The following is a 21051-nucleotide window of genomic DNA, read 5'->3' on the forward strand; positions in this document are numbered from 1 at the left end:
ACACGGCGTGCATGTCAGATCGGATAGTGGCGCGGGCCTGTCTGAATCGTAATCCAGCGCAGGTCGGTGAACTCCGCAATCGACGCCTTGCTGCCGAAACGTCCATAGCCGCTGCCCTTCACGCCGCCGAACGGCATCTGCGCTTCGTCGTGCACAGTCGGCCCGTTGATGTGGCAAATGCCCGACTCAACGCGTTTGGCGACGCTCATTGCACGCGCAATATCGCGGCTGAAAACGGCCGCCGACAAACCGAACTCGCTGTCGTTCGCCCGTTGCACGGCTTCGTCGTCGCTGTCCACGCGCAGCACGGTCACGACCGGCGCGAACGATTCCTCGGCGTATAGCTTCATGGCCGGGCTTCACGCGATCGACGATAGTGGGCTGCATGATCGCGCCGCTCAATGCGCCGCCGCCGAGTATCGTCGCGCCATGTTCGCGCGCATCGTCGACCAATGCCGTTGCGCGTTGCGCGGCCTGGGCGCTGACCATCGCTCCAAGTACCGCACCATGCGCGTTCGGTGCATCCGCAACGAGTTGGCGGGTCTTTTCGGCCAGCTTGCCGACGAGCGCATCCGCCACGCTGCGATGCGCGATCACGCGTTCGGTCGACATGCAGATTTGCCCCTGATTGAAGAACGCGCCGAATGCGATCGCATCGACGGCCGCGTCGAGATCCGCATCGTCCAGCACGAGCACGGGCGCTTTGCCGCCGAGTTCGAGCAACGCGGGCTTCAAATGCTTGGCGGCATGCATCGCGATGATGCGGCCCACGTGAGTCGAGCCGGTAAAGTTCACGCGCCGCACGGCAGGATGCGCAATCAATCGTTCGACGATGGCGGCTGCATCTTCCGGCGCGTTCGTCACGATATTGACGACGCCGTCTCCAAGGCCCGCTTCATGCAACACGCTGCCGATCATTCTGTGCACGGCCGGGCAGGCTTCCGACGCCTTCAACACGACCGTATTGCCGCACGCGAGCGGCATGGCGAGCGCGCGCGTGCCGAGAATTACCGGCGCATTCCACGGCGCGATGCCGAGCACCACGCCGCACGGCTGGCGAACGGCCAACGCGATGTTGTCGGGCGTGTCGGTGGGAATCACGCTGCCGTCGATTTGCGTGGTCATGGCGGCCGCTTCGCGCAGCATGTTGGCCGCGAGATGCACATTGAAGCCGTACCAGTTCGCCATTGCGCCTGTTTCCGCCATGCCGCATTCGATGAATGCGCCGGCTCGCGCGTCCATGATGTCAGCGGCTTTTAGCAGACGCGCGCGGCGCTCGGTGGGCCGCAATGCGGACCACGCGGGAAACGCGGCCGCGGCGGCCTCAACCGCGGCGTCCGCATCGGCGAGCGTCGCGGCCGCGGCGCACGCGAAGCCACCTCGCCGGTGACGGGGTTAATGCGCTCGAACGTCGCGCCGTTCGACGCCGGATAGTTCTTGCCGCCGATCAACATGCTTACTTCGTTCACGATGGCTGTCTCCTTCATGTTGTTCCTGCTTTGCGTGCCGTGTGCGTCGAAAGCGCCGGCACGCAGACTAGCTTCATTCGCGCTTCATTCACGTTTCATTCGCCGCGCTTGTATGCCTGAAGCCCCGGCTTGATCGACTTCTGATCGAGGAACTGCCGCAGTCCTTCCTCGCGGCCTTTTTCCGGATCGCGCAATTGCGCCTGGTCGAGCTTCGCGTACAGATAGTCTTCATTCTGCTCCCAGGTCAGTTCGCGCGAACGCTTGAAGCCATGCTTCGCGGCGCGCAGAACGACCGGGTTCTTTTCGAGCAGCTTGCCCGCCAACGCGACCGTCTCCGCGCGCAACTGCTCGCGCGGCACGCTCTTGTTGACGAGGCCCATTGCCGCGGATTGCGCGCCGTCAAACGTATCGCCGGTCATGATGTAGTAGAGCGCCTGCCGATGTCCGACCGTATCCGCCATCGCCTTGCTCACCAGATTGCCCGGCGGAATGCCCCAGTTGATTTCGGAGAGGCCGAACACCGCTTCATCGGCTGCGATCGCGAGATCGCACGCGACGAGCGGCGAGAAGCCGCCGCCGAAACACCAGCCGTTGACCATCGCGATGGTCGGCTTCGAGTACATGCGCAAGAGCTTCCATTGCCATTGACAGGCGTCGCGACGAATCTTTTCCTGAAGGATTTCCGGGCCCGCGTCGACTTCGCGGAAGTACTCCTTCAGGTCCATGCCCGCCGTCCATGCATCGCCCGCGCCGGTCAGCACGAGTACTTTTGCATCGGCGTCCAGTTCCAGCGTTTCCAGAACCTGCACCATTTCGCTGTTGAGCGTGGGGCTCATTGCATTGCGCTTCTCGGGACGATTGAACATCACCCATGCAATGCCTTCCTGGACCTTTACGTCGACCGTTTTCCAGCGACCCTCATAACTTGCCATGTTCGTAGCTCCAGCGCTTTTTGCGCGTATCAATGTGTGTCGTGATGTGCGAGTACCCGGTAGCGTTTCCGCTTGCGTCCGAAGCGGCGTTTCATATCAGGTAGCCTGATACAAGTCTAGTATCAAGCGGCCTGCGACACAATCGCTATGTGATCGGGGAAAACCCTTGGCGCTGCCGTTGCGTTTCGTCATTGCGCTCGATACCTGGGGTATTCACCAAACACGCGGTTCTTGTTTTGTCAGGGTGCCTGATATTTAATATGCTCGATCGCAGCGAACTTCTGCGCGTTCTCCCGAACGCGCTTTTCTTCGCTCTGAATCTCAGGTGACCTGATACATACGACGTTGAAGATCGGCGGACATCGACATAACAAGCAGCAATCAACTTGCATGAGACCGCGGTAAGACGCTCGCGCGTCGGCTCCGGTCGAAAGGAGACAGACATGAAATCCACCCGAACAGCCTTGCCGGCAGACGGCATCACGCAGCCCGCCGCGCGAACCGGCGCCGTCGTGACATTGAGCCTTTGTTTTGCGGTTGCCCTGCTCGAAGGACTCGACCTTCAATCGGTGGGCGTCGCGGCGCCGCGCATGGCGCGCGAATTCGGCCTGAGCGTCGCGCAAATGGGGCTCGCGTTCAGTGCCGGCACCTTCGGACTGTTGCCCGGCGCGATGCTCGGCGGACGGCTCGCGGACCGTATCGGCCGCAAACGCATCCTGATTCTATGCGCGTGTCTGTTCGGCTTGTTGTCGATCGCGACGGCGCTCGTCAGCAGCTTCGGCATGCTGGTGTTCGTGCGCGTGTTGACGGGCATCGGTCTTGGCGGCGCGCTGCCGAACCTGATCGCGCTGTCGTCGGAAGCGGTGTCGCCTAAGTCGCGCAACACGGCCGTCAGCGTGATGTATTGCGGCATTCCGTTTGGCGGAGTGATCGCTTCGATCGTCGGCATCGTCAGTATCGGCGATACGGAGTGGCGTCACATCTTCTATGTGGGCGGCGCGGGGCCATTGATTCTGGTGCCGCTGCTGCTGGCCTGCCTGCCCGAATCGAGCGCATTCCAGCGCGCGTCGCATGGCATGAATGCAAAACCGGCGCCGATCGGAGAAGTGCTGTTCGGCGCGAACCGCGGGCTTTCCACGCTGCAAATCTGGGTCAGCTACTTCTGCACGCTAATTGTCCTGTACTTCCTGCTCAACTGGCTGCCCTCGCTGATGGCGGCGCGCGGACTCGCCCGCGCGGAAGTGGGCTACGTGCAGATCTTTTTCAACATCGGCGGCGGACTCGGCGCGCTCTTCATCGGCATGTTGATGGATCGTCTGCGCGGCGGCGTTGTTGTGTCCGGTATGTACGTCGGCATCATCGCGTCGCTCGCGGCGTTGTCGATCGCGCCCAGCTTTGCGGCGCTGACCGTGTCCGCGTTCTGCGCGGGGATGTTCGTGATCGGCGGGCAATCGGTGCTGTATGCGCTTTCCGCCGCGTTCTATCCGACGGCAATGCGCGGCACCGGCGTCGGCGCAGCGGTGGCCGTGGGCCGCGTGGGTTCGGTGGTCGGGCCGCTGGCCGCAGGCCAACTGCTCGCGATGGGCCGCAGTTCGTCGACGGTCATCGGTGCAAGCATTCCCGTCACGTTGATTGCGGCGGCAGCGGCGTTGTTGCTGATTCGCCAGCCGCGTGCGGCGGACTGATAAGCCATCCTGAGTATCGACATTGAAATAACAACACTACGTTTGGAGACAATCGCGATGCAAACAACCACGACCCGGCTTCTGGTATCGAGCGCGCTTTGTGCGCTCAGCACGACGGCGTTCGCGCAGTCGAGCGTCACGTTCTACGGCATCGTCGATACGGGCATCGAATACGTATCGCATGCGAACGCCGCGGGCGGTCACGTGTTTCGCATGCCTGCCGTGACGGGCGAGCTGCCGTCACGCTGGGGCCTGCGCGGCGTCGAAGATCTGGGCGGCGGCTATAGCGCCGTGTTTACACTCGAAAGCGGCTTCAACGTTCGCGACGGCAGTTCGGGACAGGGCGGCCGGTTGTTCGGACGACAGGCTTTCGTCGGCCTCAAGGCGCCTTATGGAACGCTTGCATTCGGCCGGCAATACACGATGACGTATCTCGCGCTGCAAGGCGCGGACATTATCGGACCGGACATCTACGGCATGGGTTCGCTCGACGCTTATGTGCCGAATGCGCGCGCCGACAATTCGGTCACTTACATGGGCACGTACAAGGGCTTTACGCTCGGCGCGGGCTACTCGTTCGGCCGCGATTCGGCGGGCACCGGCAATTCGCCGGGGCAGGGCACATGCGCGGGCTCGGTCGCCGGGCACCCAACGGAATGTCGCGACTGGTCGGTGATGCTCAAGTACGACGCGCAGTACTTCGGCGTCGCGGCATCGTATGAGGAGCAGCGCGGCGGTGCGAGTGGACAGGCGAATTTCTTCGACGGCGTGCCGCCCCACAGTGCTCTCCAACGGCGCGGACAAGGACGCGCGCACGCATGTCAGCGCCTACGCGCAATACGCAGGCGCGAAAGTCGGCGCGGGCTGGCTGGGCCGTCGCGTGGTAACGGATTCGCCGACGGTGCCGAACGTGCGCTCCGATCTTTTCTTCGTGGGCGCGTCGTACTTCGTGACGCCCGCGTTTGTCGTCGATGGAGAAGTGTTCCGCATCATCAACAGTGCGCACGATTCGCGCGCGACGATGGGCACGTTGCGCACCACGTATCTGCTGAGCAAGCGCTCGTCGGTGTACGCGCAAGCGGCGTATCTCGCGAATAGCGCGAAGGCGCGCTATTCGGTAAGCGGCGGCGGTGGCGGCACCACGCCCGCGGCGGGCATCGGACAAACCGGCGTGATGCTCGGCATCAAGCACGCATTCTAGGAGACATCGAATGAGAAAGTCTGTGATTGCGGTATGTGTGTCGGCCACGTTGAGTGCATGCGGCGGCTCGACGGACGACACGTCGACGTTGCCGCGTCTGAGCGCCGCGACACCCGCGGCGCTCGTCGGCAATTGCGCGGCGTTGGCCAGCAAGTTGTCGTTCGCGAACACCACCTTCAGTTCCGTGCAGGACGTGCCCGCTGGAACACTGAAGGTGGCGGGCAAACCGATTGCCGAACATTGCCTCGTGCAAGGGCAGATGAATCAGCGCGTGAGTGCCGTCGACGGAAAAACGTATGCGATCGGCTTCGAAATGCGTCTGCCCGTTGCATGGAATGGGCGCTTCTTCTATCAGGCCAACGGCGGGCTCGACGGCAACGTCGTGACGGCGACGGGCGAGATCGGCGGAGGCGGTCCGCTCAACGACGCGCTGAACATGGGATTCGCCGTGATCAGCTCGGACGCCGGCCACTCGTCGTCGCAGAATCCGCTGTTCGGCCTCGATCCGCAAGCGCGCATCGACTACGGTTATAACGCGGTCGCCACGCTCACGCCGATGGCCAAGCAGGCGATTCGCACCGCGTACGGCAAGGCGCCGGATCGCAGCTATTTCGAAGGCTGCTCGAACGGCGGGCGTCACGCGATGGTGGCGGCGGCGAGGTCGTCGGCGGAATACGACGGCATCATTTCCGGCGATCCGGGCTTTCATTTGCCGAAGGCGGCTATCGGCGAAATGTGGGGCGCGCAGCAACTCGCCAAGGTTGCGACCGCAACGACCGCGAATGGCCTGCCCGACATCAAGACCGGCTTTACCGCTGCGGAACGGCAACTGGTGGCCTCGCGAATCATCGCGAAGTGCGATGCGCTCGATGGCGCCGCGGACGGCATGGTGCAGGATATTAAGGCATGCCAGGCGAACTTCAGCCTCGCTGCGGACGTGCCGACCTGCTCGGGCGACGTGCGCGACGGCACATGCCTGACCACCGCGCAGAAGGATGCAATCGGCAATGTGTTCTCCGGCGCGCGCAACAGCGCGGGCACGGCGCTTTACGCGAGCTTTCCGTACGATGTCGGCGTGAGCGGCGCAGGCTGGGCGCAGTGGAAGCAGACCAATTCGATCACGCTCGATCCCGCCGCGGCTGCGTTCACATTTACGACGCCGCCGCAAAGCGCGTCGTTGCTCGCGCAGTTGTCGGCTTATGCGCTGAACTTCAGCATGGATACCGACGCACCGAAAATCTTCGCGACGAGCGGCGCTTACTCGGAATCGTCGTGGTCGTTCATGACGCCGCCGGATGAAACGAACCTCGGTGCACTCAAGCGACGCGGCGCGAAGCTGATGGTGTATCACGGCACGAGCGACCCCGTGTTCTCATCGAACGATACGACCGACTGGTATCAACGCTTGATGGCGGCCAATGGCGGCGATGCGAGCAGTTTCGCGCGGCTTTATACCGTCGCCGGAATGAACCATTGTTCGGGTGGTCCCGCCGCCGACCAGTTCGACATGCTGACGCCGATGATCGCGTGGGTAGAGCAGGGCAAGGCGCCCGATAGCGTGATCGCGACCGCGCGCGACGCGAGCAACGCGCTACCGAACAGCGAAGTGCCGGCGAATTGGGGCGCGGGCCGCACGCGGCCGCTGTGTCCTTATCCGAAGGTCGCGCGCTACAAGAGCGGGGATGTGAATTCAGCGGCCAGCTTTTCGTGTAGTTGATGTGTGATCGCGCGGCGCCGGCGTCGGCGCCGCGTTCACACAGAAATGCCGTCACATCACTGCGGCTCGTACCACGAATAAGTCGCGAGTGTGCTTATCGGCGGCGTGCCGATCTGCAGCGTGACGTCGCGCAGCGAAGTCAACTCGATGTTGCGCAGGTCGCCCATATAGCGGCGCGAATCGCCGTTGTCGTTGATATACGCCACCACGTCCCCCGTGATGCCCGCGACATTCGTGCTGGAAAGCGGCTGCCCCCAGATGTCGAAGAACTGACCGAGCGTGAACGTCTTGAGCGTCGGCGTTTCGATATGGATGATGCCGGTCTGGTCGTGCGTATGCATCTCGTAGTTGCACTGCGAAAGAATGCCCACGTTGGCCGGCAGCGCGAGCCATTGACCGTCCTTGATGATCGCGAGATGCGCGTGCACGTGATACAGCTCGGCCATGCCCGCGGCACAGATCAATCCGTCGACCGCTGCGCCGGTGCCGCCCGTCGACGTATTGCCGTTCGGCCAGAACGTCGTGCCCACCACACCGCCGTAGGCCAACGTGATCGGCTTCGGATCGAACGGCGGCGGATCGGTCCATGTGTAAGTGGGAATCTGCGTCAGCGGCGTGCCGACCATCACGGTGACTTCGCCATGTGGCGGAAGCACGAGGCTCGCAGGATCGCCCGTGTATTTCGACAGCGTGCCGCCGTCGTTCACATAGATCGTAACCGGCGATCCGCTCAGCCCGGCGACGCTCGACGCGCCCAGTGTTTCGCCCCAGATCGCGAAGAACTGACCGAGCGTGTACGACGCGCCGGTCGTCGTATCCATATGGATCTTGCCGCTTGCATCGACGGTATGCAGCGGATACGCACAACCCGTTTGCGCGGCCATCGTCGGACCGACCGTGCCGATGTTGGCCGGCACCGCGAGCAGGCGGCCATTCTGATAGATGGACAGATGCGTGTACGTGTAAGCCGTGCTGCGCACCGCGCAGTTAAGCCCGCTGACCGGCTGCCCGGTTCCGCCCGAAGACGTGGAGCCTGTCGGCCAGTTCGCATCGCCAAGCGTGGTGCCGTCGATCACGGGCGTCGCGGCGGCCAGCGTGGGTGTCGTCACATTCGTGCCCGATGCAGCGGGCGCGGGTGCCGCGGCGCCCGCACCGTTGGCTCCGGGGTTCGAGGCTCCGCCGCCGCCTCCACCGCCGCAGCCGGCAAGAATCAGTAAGGCGCCAATCAGGGCGGATCGTGAATACAGCCGTTCCAACATTGCGTGCTCCATGCCTTGGTTGAAATTGAATACGTGGAAGCAGACGCCGCGTTAACTGCGCGGCATGCCCCTCGCTGCGCAGACCGGCTGCAACGGAATGGCGAAGCTGGCGCACAGGCGCCCGCTCATACAAATCGGCAATTTGAGGTTAGCAGATGCATTTGCGAAATAAACGGATTGAATAACAACGTTTTGCGACTTTTTATGTCGCATTTTGGTGTGTCGGGAGAAACCGGGCGTCATTTAGCTCACCTGCATCGGGGAATGCGGCGGCACGGTAAAATGCCGCAGCCGCCGCAATCTGCTGGCGTTGAACCCTTCCGTCAGCGATGCATGTCGATCTTCTTACCCTCTATCTCCTGATCATCGGAACGCTTTTCGCCAGTTCCGGAATGACGCTGTGGGAGCACCGCAGTCATCCGAAGCGCAGCACGGAGTTGAGAGTACTGGCAGCCGCCTATGCGACGCTCGCAATCGGTTGCGCGGCGGCAGTGTTTCGTCGCGACGTGCCCGGCCCGTGGGGCTCCGCGCTGAGCAATCTGGTCATTTTGACGGGCTATTTGCTGGTGCTGCACGGTGTCGCGTTGCTGAACGGACGGCAATATCGAGCCGCGTCTTTCGGACTGCTCGTCGTGATGGCGCTCGTCTGGATGGCGAGCGGCGCGCATTGGGAGAGCACGGTCTGGGCCTACGTTAGCGCGATCCCGATCGCGCTCGCGAGCGGCATGACGTCGCGCGAACTGCTTCGAAGCGACGACTTCAAAGCGCTGCAATCGCGCTATATCGCCGTCGCCGTGACGGGCATTCACGCGCTCACTTATGCGATGCGGGCGCTCGCTCTGCCGTGGCTCGTCGCGCGGTACGGCAATGACCTGTTGCTGATCGCGAGCGCGATAACCATGTATGAAGGCGTGCTCTATTCGGTCGTTCTGCCGATGACTCTACTCAAGCTCATCCGCGAGGAAACGCATGGCCGGCTCTTGCAGGAATCGCAAACCGATTTTCTGACGCGTCTTGGCAATCGCAGATGGTTCTTCGAGGAAGGCGAACGCGTTCTCGGCGAGGGCAGCAAGAACCGGCCCTTGTCGCTGCTTGCGCTCGACCTCGATCACTTCAAGAAGCTCAACGACCGCTACGGTCACCATGCCGGCGACGAAGTGCTTCGGTCGTTTGCTGAAGTGGCCCGCCGCGTGGTGGGCCACGGTGCCGTGTTGGCGCGCATCGGCGGAGAAGAGTTCGCCGCGCTGTTGCCAGGCCATGACGAAGCGCGCGCGAAAGCGGTGGGCGAGGCGATTGTCGAGTGCTTCGCGCAGACGGTCTCGCATCGCGTGAACGGCGCTGAAGTGCGGGCCACGGTCAGCATCGGCCTCGCGCATTCGACGCACGCGGGTCAGCCGCTTGCCGAACTGCTGTCCGCTGCGGACGGGGCGCTCTATCGCGCGAAGTCGCTGGGTGGGAATCGGGTGGAAGAGGCGGGGAAGGTGGTGCATCTTACGGTTGCAAGATGACGTGTTGCGTGTGGTGTTCCGGGCGCCGTCGACCCGCAATCGGCCGCTTTACAACGGCACCTGTTGGCGACATACCGACAACACCAGTTGCCTCAGCCAACGATGAACCGGGTCCACTTCAACACGCGGATGCCACATCTGCGAGACGGTGATCTGCTCCGTTGCAACGGGAAGTTCGAACGCGTGGATATCGGCGCTTGCAGCGCCTTCGCGGCATGCCGTGTGAGCGCCGACGAATGAAGCCGGTACGAGCGCGACGAGATCGGAGGTGCGCGCGACGGCGAGCGCGGCGGGAAAGCCCGGCACCACCGCGACAATGGTGCGTTCGAGGCCGAGGAGCGCCAACGCGTCGTCGACAGGACCGCTTGCGTTTGCGCGTCGCGACGCCACGACGTGGCCGAACGCGACATACCGTTCAGCGGTAATCTCGCCGTCCCGTTCGAGCGGATGGCCTTTTCTGACGACGCCCATGAAACGATCGCGGAATAGCGCCTGTAAGCGCACTTCCGGACCCATCTCGCCGAGCACGCCGATTTCGAGGTCAGCGGAACCGTCTCGCAGCGGGTTCGCGTTCTTCTCCGGCTTCGATGCAAAACGCAAGCGGACATGCGGCGCAATTTTTGTTGCCGCGGCGATGAGCGGCGAGCCGAAGGCTTCGACGAAGCCGTCGTTGGCGCGAATGGTGAAGGTCTGCCGCAACGTCGACAAGTCGGGTTCAGTATGCGACGGACGAAGAACGGCGCGTGCTTCATAAAGAGCACTTCGCGTGCGTTCGCGAATGGCCTCGGCATACGGCGTCAACACCATCTCGCGCCCCGCGCGCACCAACAGCGGATCGCCAGTCGTGGCACGAAGCCGCGCAAGCGTTCGACTCATTGCCGAGGCACTCAGGCCCAGGCGGCGGGCAGCGCCGGCCACGCTTCCATCGTCGAGCAGCGTTTCAAGCGCAATCAATAGATTGAGGTCGGTTTCGAGCATGTCCGATCGTAACATTCGCGTGCGGGACGAGGCGTTTGCCGCAGGTTATGAATGCATCCGTCGCGCCTTCCGGCAGTTGTCATGAGCGATTATATTTTCCCGATCGAATTGCTTAACGACGGGGAGATGATTGTGGAAACCATCAATCGGCAAAAGACGGTTCTTCTTATCGGTGCATCGCGTGGCCTCGGGCTCGCGATGACCGCCGAATATCTGAAACGCGGCTGGCGCGTGATTGCCACCGGCCGCGCCCATTCGATGCAGAAGCTTCGCGATCTTCAAGGAGCACTCGAAATCGAAACGCTCGATATAACCGTGCCTGAGCAGATTGCGGATTTGCGCGCGCGCCTTGCAGGCCGTCGACTCGATATGCTCTTCGTGAATGCCGGCGTCAAGAACGACGATCGCGAAACGATCGCGGACGTATCGACCGAGGAATTCGTGCGCGTGATGGTGACCAACTCGCTCAGTCCGATGCGGGTGATCGAGCGCTTGCACGATCTGGTTGAACCGGGCGGCACCATCGGCGTGATGTCTTCGGGCCAGGGCAGCGTGACCAACAACGTGAACGGGAACTACGAGGTTTACCGCGGCAGCAAGGCCGCGCTGAACATGTTCATGCGTAGCTTTGCTGCACGCCATGCCAATGATCCGCGAACCCTGCTGCTGATGGCGCCGGGTTGGGTACGCACGGACATGGGCGGCCCCCAAGCGCGCCTGAGTATCGAAGAGAGCATTCCGAATCTGCTCGATACGATGGAGGCTTACGAAGGCCGCGGCGGTTTGCATTACCTCGATTATCTCGGGCGAGTCGTGCCGTGGTGAAAGCCGGACGGTCGCGTGTGTCTTCGCATTCACGCTAGAACAGGTTGCGCCATTGCTCCTGCATGTCCTCGCGAGTATTGATCTCGATGAGCACGCCGCCGGGCGCGCGGCAGAAGAACCGCGACCCGCGTGTGTTGTTGAAGACGCCTGTTTCCATCTGAACGCCGCCCTTCAGGAACTCGTCGTGAAGCGTGTGAAGATCGTTCAGGGTGGCGACTTCGAGACCGAAGTGGAAGTTTTTAGGCCAGACAGGCGTCTCTTCGCTGACATGCTCGAGCACGATGTCGAAGCCGTCGCGTTTGAGCAGGCGATGCTCGCCGGCAGCGGCGACCTCGCAGCCCAGGTACTTTTCGAAGAAGGCGGCCGTTTCAGCGACGTCGTTAGTGGGAAAGCTCAGGTGGTTGAGCTTGGCTTCTTTGTGAAGATTCATGATCGAACTCGCAGAAAACGTTAATAGGTGCGGTGGAGCGCGCGAACGTTGCCGCGCTTCACAGAACCTATTTTGCGAGCAAGCGCTCAGTTTTGAAACTCGCATTAGAGAGCGCGTTTTGGCAGCGCTTGGTCCGCCGCTGGCAAAGGCTTTCGGGCGAAGAGTAGATAGCAAGCTGAGCGAGTACTCGTATTTTGTCCACGCTCTATTTGCGGCTTCGCGGCTTCGGAAGAGGACTATCCACGATGCCCAGATAGCCCCACAACGCGCGCCCAACGCGCCTTTCCAGCGCTGCGCGGTCCGTTTCGCCGCGCTCTCCGGCGCCGTCCACGATCGCGCGAACGATGGCGACGAGATCATCCGTGGCGATCTGCATGTCTGGCTGCGGCGGGATGTCGTCGCGCGCCAGAATCTGCTCGATGACCGCGCGAAATGCCGCTTTGGACCTGGCCAGTTCTTTGGCAATGGCGGGGCGGTTTTCCTCGAAATCGAGCACGCGTGCAAGCGCTGGACGGCGCAGTTGCTGGCGTACCGAGACGGTGATCAGGTGCTTCAATGCGCTCTGACCCGTCGGCTCGTTCAACGCGCCTTCCGCTTCCGCAAGGAACACGGCCAGCTCGCGTTTGCTCAGCGCGACAATGAGCGCGTCCTTGTTGGGGAAGTACTGATACAGCGTGCCCACGCTGACACCGGCGCGCTGTGCGACCAGATTGGTGTTGAGGCCGTCTGAGCCTTTGGTTTCGAGAACGAGCGCCGCGGCTTCGAGTATCGTCGCCACGGTTTGTTGCGCGCGCGATTGCTGGGGAAGCTTGCGCGGTTTTAACGAGGGACGTCTGGCAGTTTTCATGGTGCGGCGTGGCAGGAAGCGAGTGTTAGCTCGGATTCTACCGCGCCACGAAAAGCGGGACTATTTTCGGTTCCGGCAGCTAACGGTTCTCGGATTCATCGCGCGATGCAGCGATGAGCAGCGCCTTCCCTGCATACATCGCAGGTTCCTTGAATGCAGGCGCAAACCCGCGCGGCCGGTCATGCACCGGGTTCTCAGCCGGGACGAAGGCGTTGTGCCTTACCCATTCGCCATAACCCGCGACCAGAAATCCTCCCGACCGCTTGATGTACTGCTCGCGGGACGCCTCATAGACCGCCCTCAGCGCGAACCACGGAACGTGCGGCAAGTCATGGTGGACGAGATGGAAATTGTTGTTCAGATAAAGCAGCCGCCAGAACAGGCCTGCTTCATTGATAACCGTGCGATGTGCGCACTCGTGCGCAGCGCGATGCTCGCGGAACGAGCGAAGCGAGCCAAGCGACAGTGCCCCATAGCCGACGCCGAGAATAAATACCCACGCCGGAATCGAGCAAACGTATTGCAGCCACGCGGTTAGCGCGGCGAGCGCGGCGAAGTGCGCAAGCCAGGCGGGCACGTCGCGCCAATCGCCGCGTTTGATTTTGCGCAGCGCATCAACGCCCGTCGCCGCAATGGCGAAAGCCGGTCCGAGCAGCAGGCGACCGGCCAGCGTGTTGCGGCACGTGAGAAGCGCGCGCATCGCCCAGCCGGCGCGTTCCCACACTTCACCGTCGACGAAATAGCTTTCCGGGTCGTGCCCTGGCTTCGTCAGTTGTGGATCGTCGTGATGCTGAAGATGCGAGTCACGATAGACGCGGTACGGAAACCACACCGCCAGCGGCGCGAAGCCAAGCAGTGCATTCAGGTGCGCCGAGCGCGTGGGGTGGCCGTGGAGCAATTCATGTTGCAACGACATGTACCACGCGCTCACGAGAGCAAGCAGCGCCGTGGTGAGCGGCAAGCCGAGCACGCGAGCGTGCGTCGCGAGGCCGAACCATCCGCCGTAGATCGCGACGATGAGCGCCCATGTCGGCCATTGTGTGCGCCAGGCGCGGCTCATGGAGAGCCTGGCGATTGCGTTGCGCTGGGTGTCGTCGAGGTAAATCGCCATCGGCTGAATCGATCGGATGCAAGTTTGGACCGATGCTAAAGGCCAATAGACGACGCCGGAACCAATTTGTTCGGGATTGCATTGCGCTACGGCTGCGAAAGAACCGTTCGGCTGACCAACGACTCAGCTCCGCGTCTTTGTACCCGCGACCTCACCCTTAAGGAATCTTAAGAAACATTGTTCGACGACCGGCCCAACGGTTCAAAAAGTCGCCGCGCAATCGCGAATTGTGCAATTGCTTCACTATGCATCATGGATTTCCCCTAAGGAAAACGGGTCGCCATGAAAGCGGAGAGAAGGATTTGCCCTCCCATAATCGCGGCGTGATTGCAACGAGGCGGAGCGAAGCAGTACGACGAGGCTACGTTGAGAACCGGCACCACAGGATGCAAGCAGTCGTCCGCTTACAGCATGCTGTCTGCGTGACGCGGGAGCGCGACTTTCTGAAAGAAACTCACGCGATATGGCGAGCGCCTTCTGGTCGACTAATCAATGGAAGGTCCGATGAAGCTACTACTGGTTGAAGACAACAGCGAGCTTGCACACTGGACCGTCAATCTTCTGCGCCTCGCTAATTTCGCGGTGGATTGCGTTCCTAACGGCGAGTGCGCGGACACCATGCTGACGACGCAACACTACGACGTCGTCGTGCTCGATCTTCGGCTGCCGCGAATGGACGGCAAAGAAGTGCTCGCAAGATTGCGCCGCCGCGGCGACACGGTGCCGGTCATCATGCTGACCGCGCATGGTTCGACCGACGACAAAGTGGATTGCTTCAACGCAGGCGCCGACGACTACGTGGTCAAGCCATTCGATGTGCGCGAGCTCGTCGCGCGTATCAAGGCGCTGATTCGCCGGCAATCGGGCGGCATGTCGTCGTGCCTCACCTGTGGCGACTTGCAATACATCTCCGATACAAGGGAGTTCTTTCATAACGACGAGCGCCTCGCGCTGCGGCGCCGCGAGCATACCGTCCTCGAAACATTGATGCTGAGGCAAGGCAAGACAGTGTCGAAGTCCGTGCTGATGGAAAGCGTTTTCAGCCTGGACGACGAGCCAAGCGCGGACGCCATCGACATCTACATTCACCGTTTGCGCAAGCATCTCGCCAGGTCGAGTGCGCAGATCATGACGCTGCGAGGTCTCGGCTACATTCTCCGCGCGAAGCATTTCTAATAGTCGCAAGCGCCGTAATCCGAAATATCGGCAAATCTGCTTAGTTATCCAAATCACGACCAGAACAATCAGATTTTCAACGCAGCAACTTGAGGAGACGAACTTGAAGAAACGATACCTGACTCTCGCGGTCGCAGCCGGTGCTTGCGGGGCAACCGGCGCTCACGCTCAGTCCAGCGTGCAGCTTTATGGATTGATGGACCTGAGCGTGCCGACCTATCAGTCGCATGCCAATGCGAACGGCGCGCACGTCATCGGCATGGGTATCGATGGCGAGCCGTGGTTCAGCGGCAGCCGTTGGGGCTTGAAGGGTGCGGAAGATATTGGCGGCGGCTCGAAGATCATCTTCCGGCTCGAAAGCGAATACGTGGTAGCTAACGGCGAGATGGAAGATCCGGGTCAGATCTTCGACCGCGACGCGTGGGTCGGTATCGAGAACGACAGCTTCGGCAAGATCACGGCGGGTTTTCAGAACACCATTGCTCGCGATGCAGCCGCCATTTATGGCGACCCGTACGGCAGTGCGCGCCTCACTACCGAGGAGGGCGGCTGGACGAATGCCAACAACTTCAAGCAGATGATCTTTTATGCGGGCAGCGCGACGGGTACGCGCTATAACAACGGCGTTGCGTGGAAAAAACTCTTCAATAACGGCATCTTCGCGAGCGCGGGCTACGCGTTCGGCAATTCGACGAGCTTCGGCTCGAACTCCAATTATCAGGCGGCACTGGGCTACAACGGCGGCCCGTTCAACGTGTCCGCGTTCTATAGCCATGTGAATCGCGCGGGCATCACGAACCAGTCGTATTCTGTTGGTGGAAACTATACATTTGGAATTCTGCGCGCCAACGCCGGCTATTTCCGCTACCTGGGCAACCAGGGCGCGCTGGGTCAGCGTCAGGACAACGCGTGGACCGTATCGCTCAAGCTGGCGCCGAAAGGCCCGTTCGATTACGAACTCGGCTATCAGCAGATGCGCGTGAAGAATGCAGCGTATAACGCCGACGGCAATATTCCGAACGCGAACATTGGCGCGTTCGATCCGACTTCCGGTCTGCACAACGGCTACAAGGAGACGCTCTACTGGTCCGGGTTCTATCACCTGTCCAAGCGTACCGAGGTGTACCTTGCCGGCGACTACATGAAGCTGCATGGCGGCTATACGGTCGGCAGCACGTTCGGTGCGTCGAATCAGCTTGAACTGACGACAGGCGTCCGCACTCGCTTTTGATGCACGAAGCAGGAAGCAGGAAGCACGAAGCGGCGGATAAGTCCGTTCGCCGCTTCCTTTGCCCTTCGCATGAAGAGATGAAGAAACGTCGACACGCATCGATCGCGTAAACAGGCGTGGTCTTTCAGAAAGGTATGATGGCGGTGGTAAGCGAATAAACAAATCGCGACTCACACTCCACCGTCCGCACATCTTGCCTAACTAAAAGACAACATGAAACGACTGTTCGTTGCCGCATTAGCGGCCGTCTCTCTCGCCACCGCTGCTCATGCACAAAGCAACGACCCAGGCCCGCTCGATACACCCGCTGGAAAACTGCAATTCGCGCACGACGGCCGCGATTTCACCGTACTGCTTGATAGAGAAGTTCTCGATCGCTTTGCCGCAAATACTCTCGCGCATTTCGACGACGTAAGCAGCGCAAACGACACGCTCACGCGCATGCTTGTGCAAACCGACTCCGGCCCGGTGCTGTACGACTTCCGGCGTCGTCCGCCGCAGGTGCAGCGCGTCGGTGTACGCATGACGGTCAAGCGCGTGTTCTGGCAAGGCGACGAGGTCGTGATGCAAGGCTCGCAAGGCTGGTTCCGTTTTCAGCGCGGCGTGTTGACGAAACTGCAGTCGTCCACGACGACCTATCATTGATCGCGCGCCAGGCCGCGAAACACGCGGCAATCCCTTAGCACGGAAACTCGCTTGCTTTTCAGTAAACCTTGGTTGGGCGGCAAATGGCCGGTTGCTACCATTTCGGGCTCGGACAACCACGGTCATATAACAATGCAGAGTTCCAGGTCGCAGCGATCCACGTTCCCAACCGTTTCCAGGCTGCGGGCAGTCGGTGCGGCCGTTGCCGGTGTCATTGCCAGCGTCATCGCGCTCTCTGCCTGTTCGGACGGTGTGTCTCCCACGCCGCCGGTTTCCGCGCCTGTCGCCGCGAAGCGCCCGAACATTCTCTACATCATGGCGGACGACCTGGGCTACTCGGATATTCACGCGTTCGGCGGCGAAATCAATACGCCGAATCTCGATGCGCTCGTGCAATCCGGGCGCATTCTCACGAACCACCATACGGGCACCGTTTGCGCGATCACGCGTGCGATGCTTATTTCCGGCACCGATCACCATCTGGTCGGCGAAGGCACCATGGGCGTGCCGACCGATGAACGCAAAGGTCTGCCAGGCTACGAAGGCTATCTGAACGACCGCGCGTTATCGGTCGCGCAACTGCTGAAGGACGCGGGCTATCACACGTACATGGCGGGCAAGTGGCATATCGGCTCGGGCATTGCCGGCAGTGCAACGGGCAGCGGACAGACGCCCGACCAATGGGGCTTCGAGCATAGCTATGCGCTGCTCGGCGGCGCGGCGACCAATCACTTCGCGCATGAGCCCGCGGGCTCGAAGAACTATACGGAAGACGGGCAGTACGTGCAGCCCGGACAGCCGGGTCAGCCCGGCGGCGCGGGCGGCAATCCGGCCGTGTTCTATTCGACGGACTTCTACACGCAAAGGCTTATTTCCTACATCGATTCAAATCGAAAAGACGGCAAGCCGTTCTTTGCCTATGCCGCGTACACGTCTCCGCATTGGCCTTTGCAGGTGCCGGAACCGTATCTGCACAACTATGCCGGTAAGTACGACGCCGGCTACGACGTCATTCGCGCGGCGCGCATCGCTCGGCAAAAAGCACTCGGCATTATTCCCGCCGACTTCAATCCCTACGCGGGTGCCGCAGAAACGCTGACGGCGACGCCGGCCAGCGCGAATAACGGCACCACCAACGCGAAATACGTGAGCGCCGTTCATAGTGCAGCGCAAGGGTATTCCGACTATGGTCCGGGCTTTGTGAACAAGTCATGGGCAAGCCTTTCCGCGGATGAAAAGAAAGCGCAGGCGCGCTATATGGAGATCTATGCCGGCATGGTCGAGAACCTCGACCACAACATCGGCTTGTTGATCCAGCATTTGAAAGACATCGGCGAATACGACAACACGTTCATCATGTTCCAGTCGGATAACGGCGCCGAAGGCTGGCCGATCGATTCCGGCGCGGACCCGCGCGCGACCGATACGGCGAATGCCGCGGAGCCTGTCTATTCGACGCTCGGCACCGACAACGGGCTGCAGAACGCGCGGCGTCTGCAATACGGCTTGCGCTGGGCGGAAGTCAGCGCAACGCCGTTCCGTCTGACGAAGGGCTATTCCGGGGAAGGCGGAGTATCGACGCCGCTGATCGTGCGCCTGCCTGGCCAGACCACGCAGAAGCCGGCATTGCGCGTCTTTACGCACGTCACCGACAACACGGCGACGTTCCTTGCCGTCGCGGGCGTCACGCCGCCGACGCAGCCCGCGCCTGCGCTGATCAACTCGCTGACAGGCGTCGATCAGAACAAGGGCAAGGTGATTTACAACAACCGCTATGTGTATCCCATCACCGGGCAATCGTTGCTGCCTGTCCTGACCGATCAGTCGAATGCGGACGTGCACACGGCATCGTTCGGCGATGAAGCGTACGGCCGCGGCTATCTGCGCAGCGCGGACGGCAAGTGGAAAGCCTTGTGGACGGAGCCGCCGCTCGGTCCCGTGGATGGTCACTGGCAGCTTTACGACATGACCTCGGATCGCGGCGAAACGACGGACGTGGCCGCGCAGAATCCTTCGATCATCGACGGACTCGTGCAGCAGTGGAATGCCTACATGTCCGGCGTGGGCGGTGTCGAACCGTTGCGGCCGCGCGGCTACTACTGAGCGAGCGCGTGAGTGCAATCATGTCGGGCACAGCATCATGAGTAGGACGCGCATCCGAGCAAGAACACTTGCTGCATTTGGCGGCCTCTTCGTCGCGGTCTTCATTGCGGCCTTCGGCGCGGCTTTCGCGGTGGCGGCAGCGTGGCCTGCAAGAACCAGCGGTTTCGACGAGCTGAACCGCGCGCGTTCGCTCGCGCCGCTCGGCTCCGAAACACAGTGCGAGCGCTACGCCGGCTTACCCGCCGGATGGCGTGACGATCCGAAGGCCGGCATGGTGCATCTGCATGGCGGCACATTCGTGCTCGGCAGCACGCGCGGCTATCAGGACGAACGCCCGGCGGGCGACGGCCGCACGCGCGTCGGCGGCTTCTGGATCGATCAGACGGACGTAACGAACGCGCAGTTCGCCGCTTTCGTCAACGCGACAGGCTACGTCACCGACGCGGAAAAGCAGGGCGGCGCAGCCGTATTCCACTCGCCGACGCGCGCGGAAATGGACGCACGCGACCTCGCATGGTGGACGTGGGTGAAGGGCGCGTCGTGGCGGCATCCGCAAGGCGAGGGCAGCGGCATCGACCGTCTGATGAGCCAGCCCGTGACGCTCGTCACGCAAGCCGATGCATTGGCGTACGCACGGTGGCTCGGCCGCGATCTGCCGACGGAAGCCGAATGGGAATACGCGGCGAAGGGCGGCAACGAAGGCGCCGATCTCGACACGGCGCCGCGCAATGCACAGGGCAAGCCCGCCGCGAACTACTGGCAAGGCGTATTCCCCGTGCTCAATACGAACGACGACGGGCATGTGGGTCTCGCGCCCGTCGGCTGCTACGCGGCGAACGGCTTCAAGCTGTACGACATGATCGGCAATGCATGGGAGTGGACCAAGGACGTCTACACCGGCGCGCATCAGCCGCATACGAACGGCGATACCGCGGCGGTCGCGCCGTCCACGCGCAGGCACGACACGCCGATGGTCATCAAGGGCGGCTCGTTCCTCTGCTCGCGCGATTACTGCGTGCGCTATCGCGCCTCGTCGCGTGAACAGCAGGAAGCGGATCTGCCGGCGTCGCATATCGGCTTCAGAACTCTCTTGCGGGATGTCGACGGATGACACTGCGAGGTTATATGCGTGCCACGATCGCTGCCGCATTGCTCGGCGGGGCGGCAATCGCCGCGTATGGCGTGCAGCCTGAAGCAAGAAACAGCGATATCAAAGCCGCCGTCAAAGTCGGTGTAACGCGCGGCACGCACGCTGAAATCATGGCCGAAGTGCGGCGCATCGCGACGTCGCGTGGACTCGACATCGACGTCGTGACATTCGACGACGGTGCGCGGATCGATGCCGCGCTCGCCGCGCATCGGATCGACGCCGCGAGCTTCGAGGACGGTCCTGCCTTCTCAGCGTCACGCGACAAACACGGCTACGCGCTCTCTGAAGTAGCAACAACCGTCACGTTGCCGATGGCGCTTTATTCGCGCAAGCTGACGAGCCTCACGCAGATTCAGCGAGGCGCGTCCATCGTGATTCCCGCCGATCGCGACGGTATGGCACGCGCGCTGATCCTGCTGCAAAACTACACGCTGCTGACTTTCAACGACCGCGCCGGTCTTCACGCGACGCTGCGCGATGTGACTGCCAACCGCCTCAATCTGAAGCTGCGCGCGCTGCCGCGCGAGCGGCTCGTAACGGCGCTGAACGATGCGGCCGTTGTCGTGATCGACAGTGCGAGGGCGCAGCGGGCGGGACTCTATCCGGCGCGCGACAGCATCGGCATGGAAGACGCGCGCTCGCCCTATGCCGGCGTGCTGACCGTGCGCGACGCCGATCGCGGCCAGCCGTGGGTCGCGCAACTGGTGGCCGCGTATCACTCGGACGACGTCGCGCATTTCATTCTCACGCACTATCAGGATTCGGTGCGCCGGCCCTGGTGATG

The 21051-nt window shown here is 62.0% G+C and carries 16 protein-coding genes and 2 pseudogenes; 11 read left to right on the top strand and 7 right to left on the bottom strand.

Going from position 1 to position 21051, the window contains the following annotated elements:
• Window positions 1–14: 14 nt before the first annotated feature.
• Both ABIE53_RS26980 and ABIE53_RS26985 read right to left on the bottom strand, forming a co-directional pair.
• Window positions 15–1469 (bottom strand): annotated as a pseudogene (locus tag ABIE53_RS26980) (aldehyde dehydrogenase).
• Between the two features lie 95 nt (window positions 1470–1564).
• Window positions 1565–2401 (bottom strand): p-hydroxycinnamoyl CoA hydratase/lyase, encoded by an 837-nt coding sequence (locus ABIE53_RS26985; RefSeq protein WP_192699219.1) that lies wholly within the window; start codon window positions 2399–2401, stop codon window positions 1565–1567.
• Between the two features lie 443 nt (window positions 2402–2844).
• On the opposite strand from ABIE53_RS26985, the gene mhpT reads away from it, so the two are divergent.
• The 3 genes and pseudogenes from mhpT to ABIE53_RS27000 all read left to right on the top strand — a co-directional run bounded on the left by mhpT (window position 2845) and on the right by ABIE53_RS27000 (window position 7004).
• Complete coding sequence (gene mhpT / locus ABIE53_RS26990; RefSeq protein ID WP_310074803.1) at window positions 2845–4086, top strand: 3-(3-hydroxy-phenyl)propionate transporter MhpT; 1242 nt, start codon at window positions 2845–2847, stop codon at window positions 4084–4086.
• Window positions 4087–4143: 57 nt separating this feature from the next.
• Window positions 4144–5287 (top strand): annotated as a pseudogene (locus tag ABIE53_RS26995) (porin).
• A gap of 10 nt (window positions 5288–5297) precedes the next feature.
• Window positions 5298–7004, top strand: coding sequence for a tannase/feruloyl esterase family alpha/beta hydrolase (locus ABIE53_RS27000; RefSeq protein WP_192699217.1), 1707 nt, complete (start codon window positions 5298–5300; stop codon window positions 7002–7004).
• Window positions 7005–7060: 56 nt separating this feature from the next.
• On the opposite strand, the gene ABIE53_RS27005 is transcribed toward ABIE53_RS27000, so the two are convergent.
• Entirely contained in the window at window positions 7061–8263 is a 1203-nt protein-coding gene (locus tag ABIE53_RS27005) for a hypothetical protein (RefSeq protein ID WP_192699216.1), read from the bottom strand.
• Between the two features lie 329 nt (window positions 8264–8592).
• Here ABIE53_RS27005 and ABIE53_RS27010 point away from each other — a divergent pair, with 329 nt between their 5' ends.
• The gene (locus ABIE53_RS27010) at window positions 8593–9771 is read left to right on the top strand and encodes a GGDEF domain-containing protein (protein WP_192699215.1); all 1179 of its coding nucleotides are present in this window, start codon (window positions 8593–8595) and stop codon (window positions 9769–9771) included.
• Between the two features lie 48 nt (window positions 9772–9819).
• On the opposite strand, the gene ABIE53_RS27015 is transcribed toward ABIE53_RS27010, so the two are convergent.
• Window positions 9820–10749: a LysR family transcriptional regulator gene (locus ABIE53_RS27015; protein WP_192699214.1), complete on the bottom strand. Its 930-nt coding sequence runs from the start codon at window positions 10747–10749 to the stop codon at window positions 9820–9822.
• A gap of 126 nt (window positions 10750–10875) precedes the next feature.
• On the opposite strand from ABIE53_RS27015, the gene ABIE53_RS27020 reads away from it, so the two are divergent.
• Window positions 10876–11574, top strand: coding sequence for an SDR family NAD(P)-dependent oxidoreductase (locus tag ABIE53_RS27020; RefSeq protein WP_192699457.1), 699 nt, complete (start codon window positions 10876–10878; stop codon window positions 11572–11574).
• 34 nt (window positions 11575–11608) lie between these two features.
• On the opposite strand, the gene ABIE53_RS27025 is transcribed toward ABIE53_RS27020, so the two are convergent.
• From ABIE53_RS27025 to ABIE53_RS27035, 3 genes are all read right to left on the bottom strand, one after another.
• Window positions 11609–12004, bottom strand: a complete 396-nt coding sequence (locus ABIE53_RS27025) for a VOC family protein (RefSeq protein WP_192699213.1) — start codon at window positions 12002–12004, stop codon at window positions 11609–11611.
• Window positions 12005–12209: 205 nt separating this feature from the next.
• Window positions 12210–12851 carry a TetR/AcrR family transcriptional regulator gene (locus tag ABIE53_RS27030; RefSeq protein ID WP_192699212.1) on the bottom strand — a complete coding sequence of 214 codons (642 nt, stop codon included), beginning with the start codon at window positions 12849–12851 and terminating at the stop codon, window positions 12210–12212.
• 79 nt (window positions 12852–12930) lie between these two features.
• Window positions 12931–13962: a fatty acid desaturase gene (locus ABIE53_RS27035; RefSeq protein WP_192699211.1), complete on the bottom strand. Its 1032-nt coding sequence runs from the start codon at window positions 13960–13962 to the stop codon at window positions 12931–12933.
• A 504-nt stretch (window positions 13963–14466) separates the two neighbouring features.
• On the opposite strand from ABIE53_RS27035, the gene ABIE53_RS27040 reads away from it, so the two are divergent.
• The 6 genes from ABIE53_RS27040 (at window position 14467) to ABIE53_RS27065 (ending at window position 21049) form a co-directional block, all read left to right on the top strand.
• Complete coding sequence (locus ABIE53_RS27040; RefSeq protein ID WP_192699210.1) at window positions 14467–15138, top strand: response regulator; 672 nt, start codon at window positions 14467–14469, stop codon at window positions 15136–15138.
• 46 nt (window positions 15139–15184) lie between these two features.
• The gene (locus tag ABIE53_RS27045) at window positions 15185–16369 is read left to right on the top strand and encodes a porin (RefSeq protein ID WP_502922749.1); all 1185 of its coding nucleotides are present in this window, start codon (window positions 15185–15187) and stop codon (window positions 16367–16369) included.
• Between the two features lie 213 nt (window positions 16370–16582).
• Window positions 16583–17014, top strand: a complete 432-nt coding sequence (locus ABIE53_RS27050) for a hypothetical protein (protein ID WP_192699208.1) — start codon at window positions 16583–16585, stop codon at window positions 17012–17014.
• A 132-nt stretch (window positions 17015–17146) separates the two neighbouring features.
• A complete protein-coding gene (locus ABIE53_RS27055) occupies window positions 17147–19117 on the top strand; it encodes an arylsulfatase (RefSeq protein WP_192699207.1) in 1971 nt (656 codons plus the stop codon).
• Window positions 19118–19154: 37 nt separating this feature from the next.
• Entirely contained in the window at window positions 19155–20228 is a 1074-nt protein-coding gene (locus tag ABIE53_RS27060; RefSeq protein WP_192699206.1) for a formylglycine-generating enzyme family protein, read from the top strand.
• Between the two features lie 14 nt (window positions 20229–20242).
• Window positions 20243–21049, top strand: coding sequence for a MetQ/NlpA family lipoprotein (locus ABIE53_RS27065; RefSeq protein WP_374710202.1), 807 nt, complete (start codon window positions 20243–20245; stop codon window positions 21047–21049).
• The last annotated feature ends 2 nt before the right edge of the window (window positions 21050–21051 follow it).

The sequence above is a fragment of the Paraburkholderia sp. OAS925 genome (genome assembly GCF_040543975.1).
In the GTDB taxonomy this organism is placed as follows: Bacteria; Pseudomonadota; Gammaproteobacteria; order Burkholderiales; family Burkholderiaceae; genus Paraburkholderia; species Paraburkholderia graminis.

Bases quoted from the DNA above. Each gene is read 5' to 3' on its own strand.
- ABIE53_RS26985 (WP_192699219.1), bottom strand. From the start codon at position 2,401: ATGGCAAGTTATGAGGGTCGCTGGAAAACGGTCGACGTAAAGGTCCAG.
- mhpT (WP_310074803.1), top strand. From the start codon at position 2,845: ATGAAATCCACCCGAACAGCCTTGCCGGCAGACGGCATCACGCAGCCC.
- ABIE53_RS27000 (WP_192699217.1), top strand. From the start codon at position 5,298: ATGAGAAAGTCTGTGATTGCGGTATGTGTGTCGGCCACGTTGAGTGCA.
- ABIE53_RS27005 (WP_192699216.1), bottom strand. From the start codon at position 8,263: ATGTTGGAACGGCTGTATTCACGATCCGCCCTGATTGGCGCCTTACTG.
- ABIE53_RS27010 (WP_192699215.1), top strand. From the start codon at position 8,593: ATGCATGTCGATCTTCTTACCCTCTATCTCCTGATCATCGGAACGCTT.
- ABIE53_RS27015 (WP_192699214.1), bottom strand. From the start codon at position 10,749: ATGCTCGAAACCGACCTCAATCTATTGATTGCGCTTGAAACGCTGCTC.
- ABIE53_RS27020 (WP_192699457.1), top strand. From the start codon at position 10,876: ATGATTGTGGAAACCATCAATCGGCAAAAGACGGTTCTTCTTATCGGT.
- ABIE53_RS27025 (WP_192699213.1), bottom strand. From the start codon at position 12,004: ATGAATCTTCACAAAGAAGCCAAGCTCAACCACCTGAGCTTTCCCACT.
- ABIE53_RS27030 (WP_192699212.1), bottom strand. From the start codon at position 12,851: ATGAAAACTGCCAGACGTCCCTCGTTAAAACCGCGCAAGCTTCCCCAG.
- ABIE53_RS27035 (WP_192699211.1), bottom strand. From the start codon at position 13,962: ATGGCGATTTACCTCGACGACACCCAGCGCAACGCAATCGCCAGGCTC.
- ABIE53_RS27040 (WP_192699210.1), top strand. From the start codon at position 14,467: ATGAAGCTACTACTGGTTGAAGACAACAGCGAGCTTGCACACTGGACC.
- ABIE53_RS27050 (WP_192699208.1), top strand. From the start codon at position 16,583: ATGAAACGACTGTTCGTTGCCGCATTAGCGGCCGTCTCTCTCGCCACC.
- ABIE53_RS27055 (WP_192699207.1), top strand. From the start codon at position 17,147: ATGCAGAGTTCCAGGTCGCAGCGATCCACGTTCCCAACCGTTTCCAGG.
- ABIE53_RS27060 (WP_192699206.1), top strand. From the start codon at position 19,155: ATGAGTAGGACGCGCATCCGAGCAAGAACACTTGCTGCATTTGGCGGC.
- ABIE53_RS27065 (WP_374710202.1), top strand. From the start codon at position 20,243: ATGCGTGCCACGATCGCTGCCGCATTGCTCGGCGGGGCGGCAATCGCC.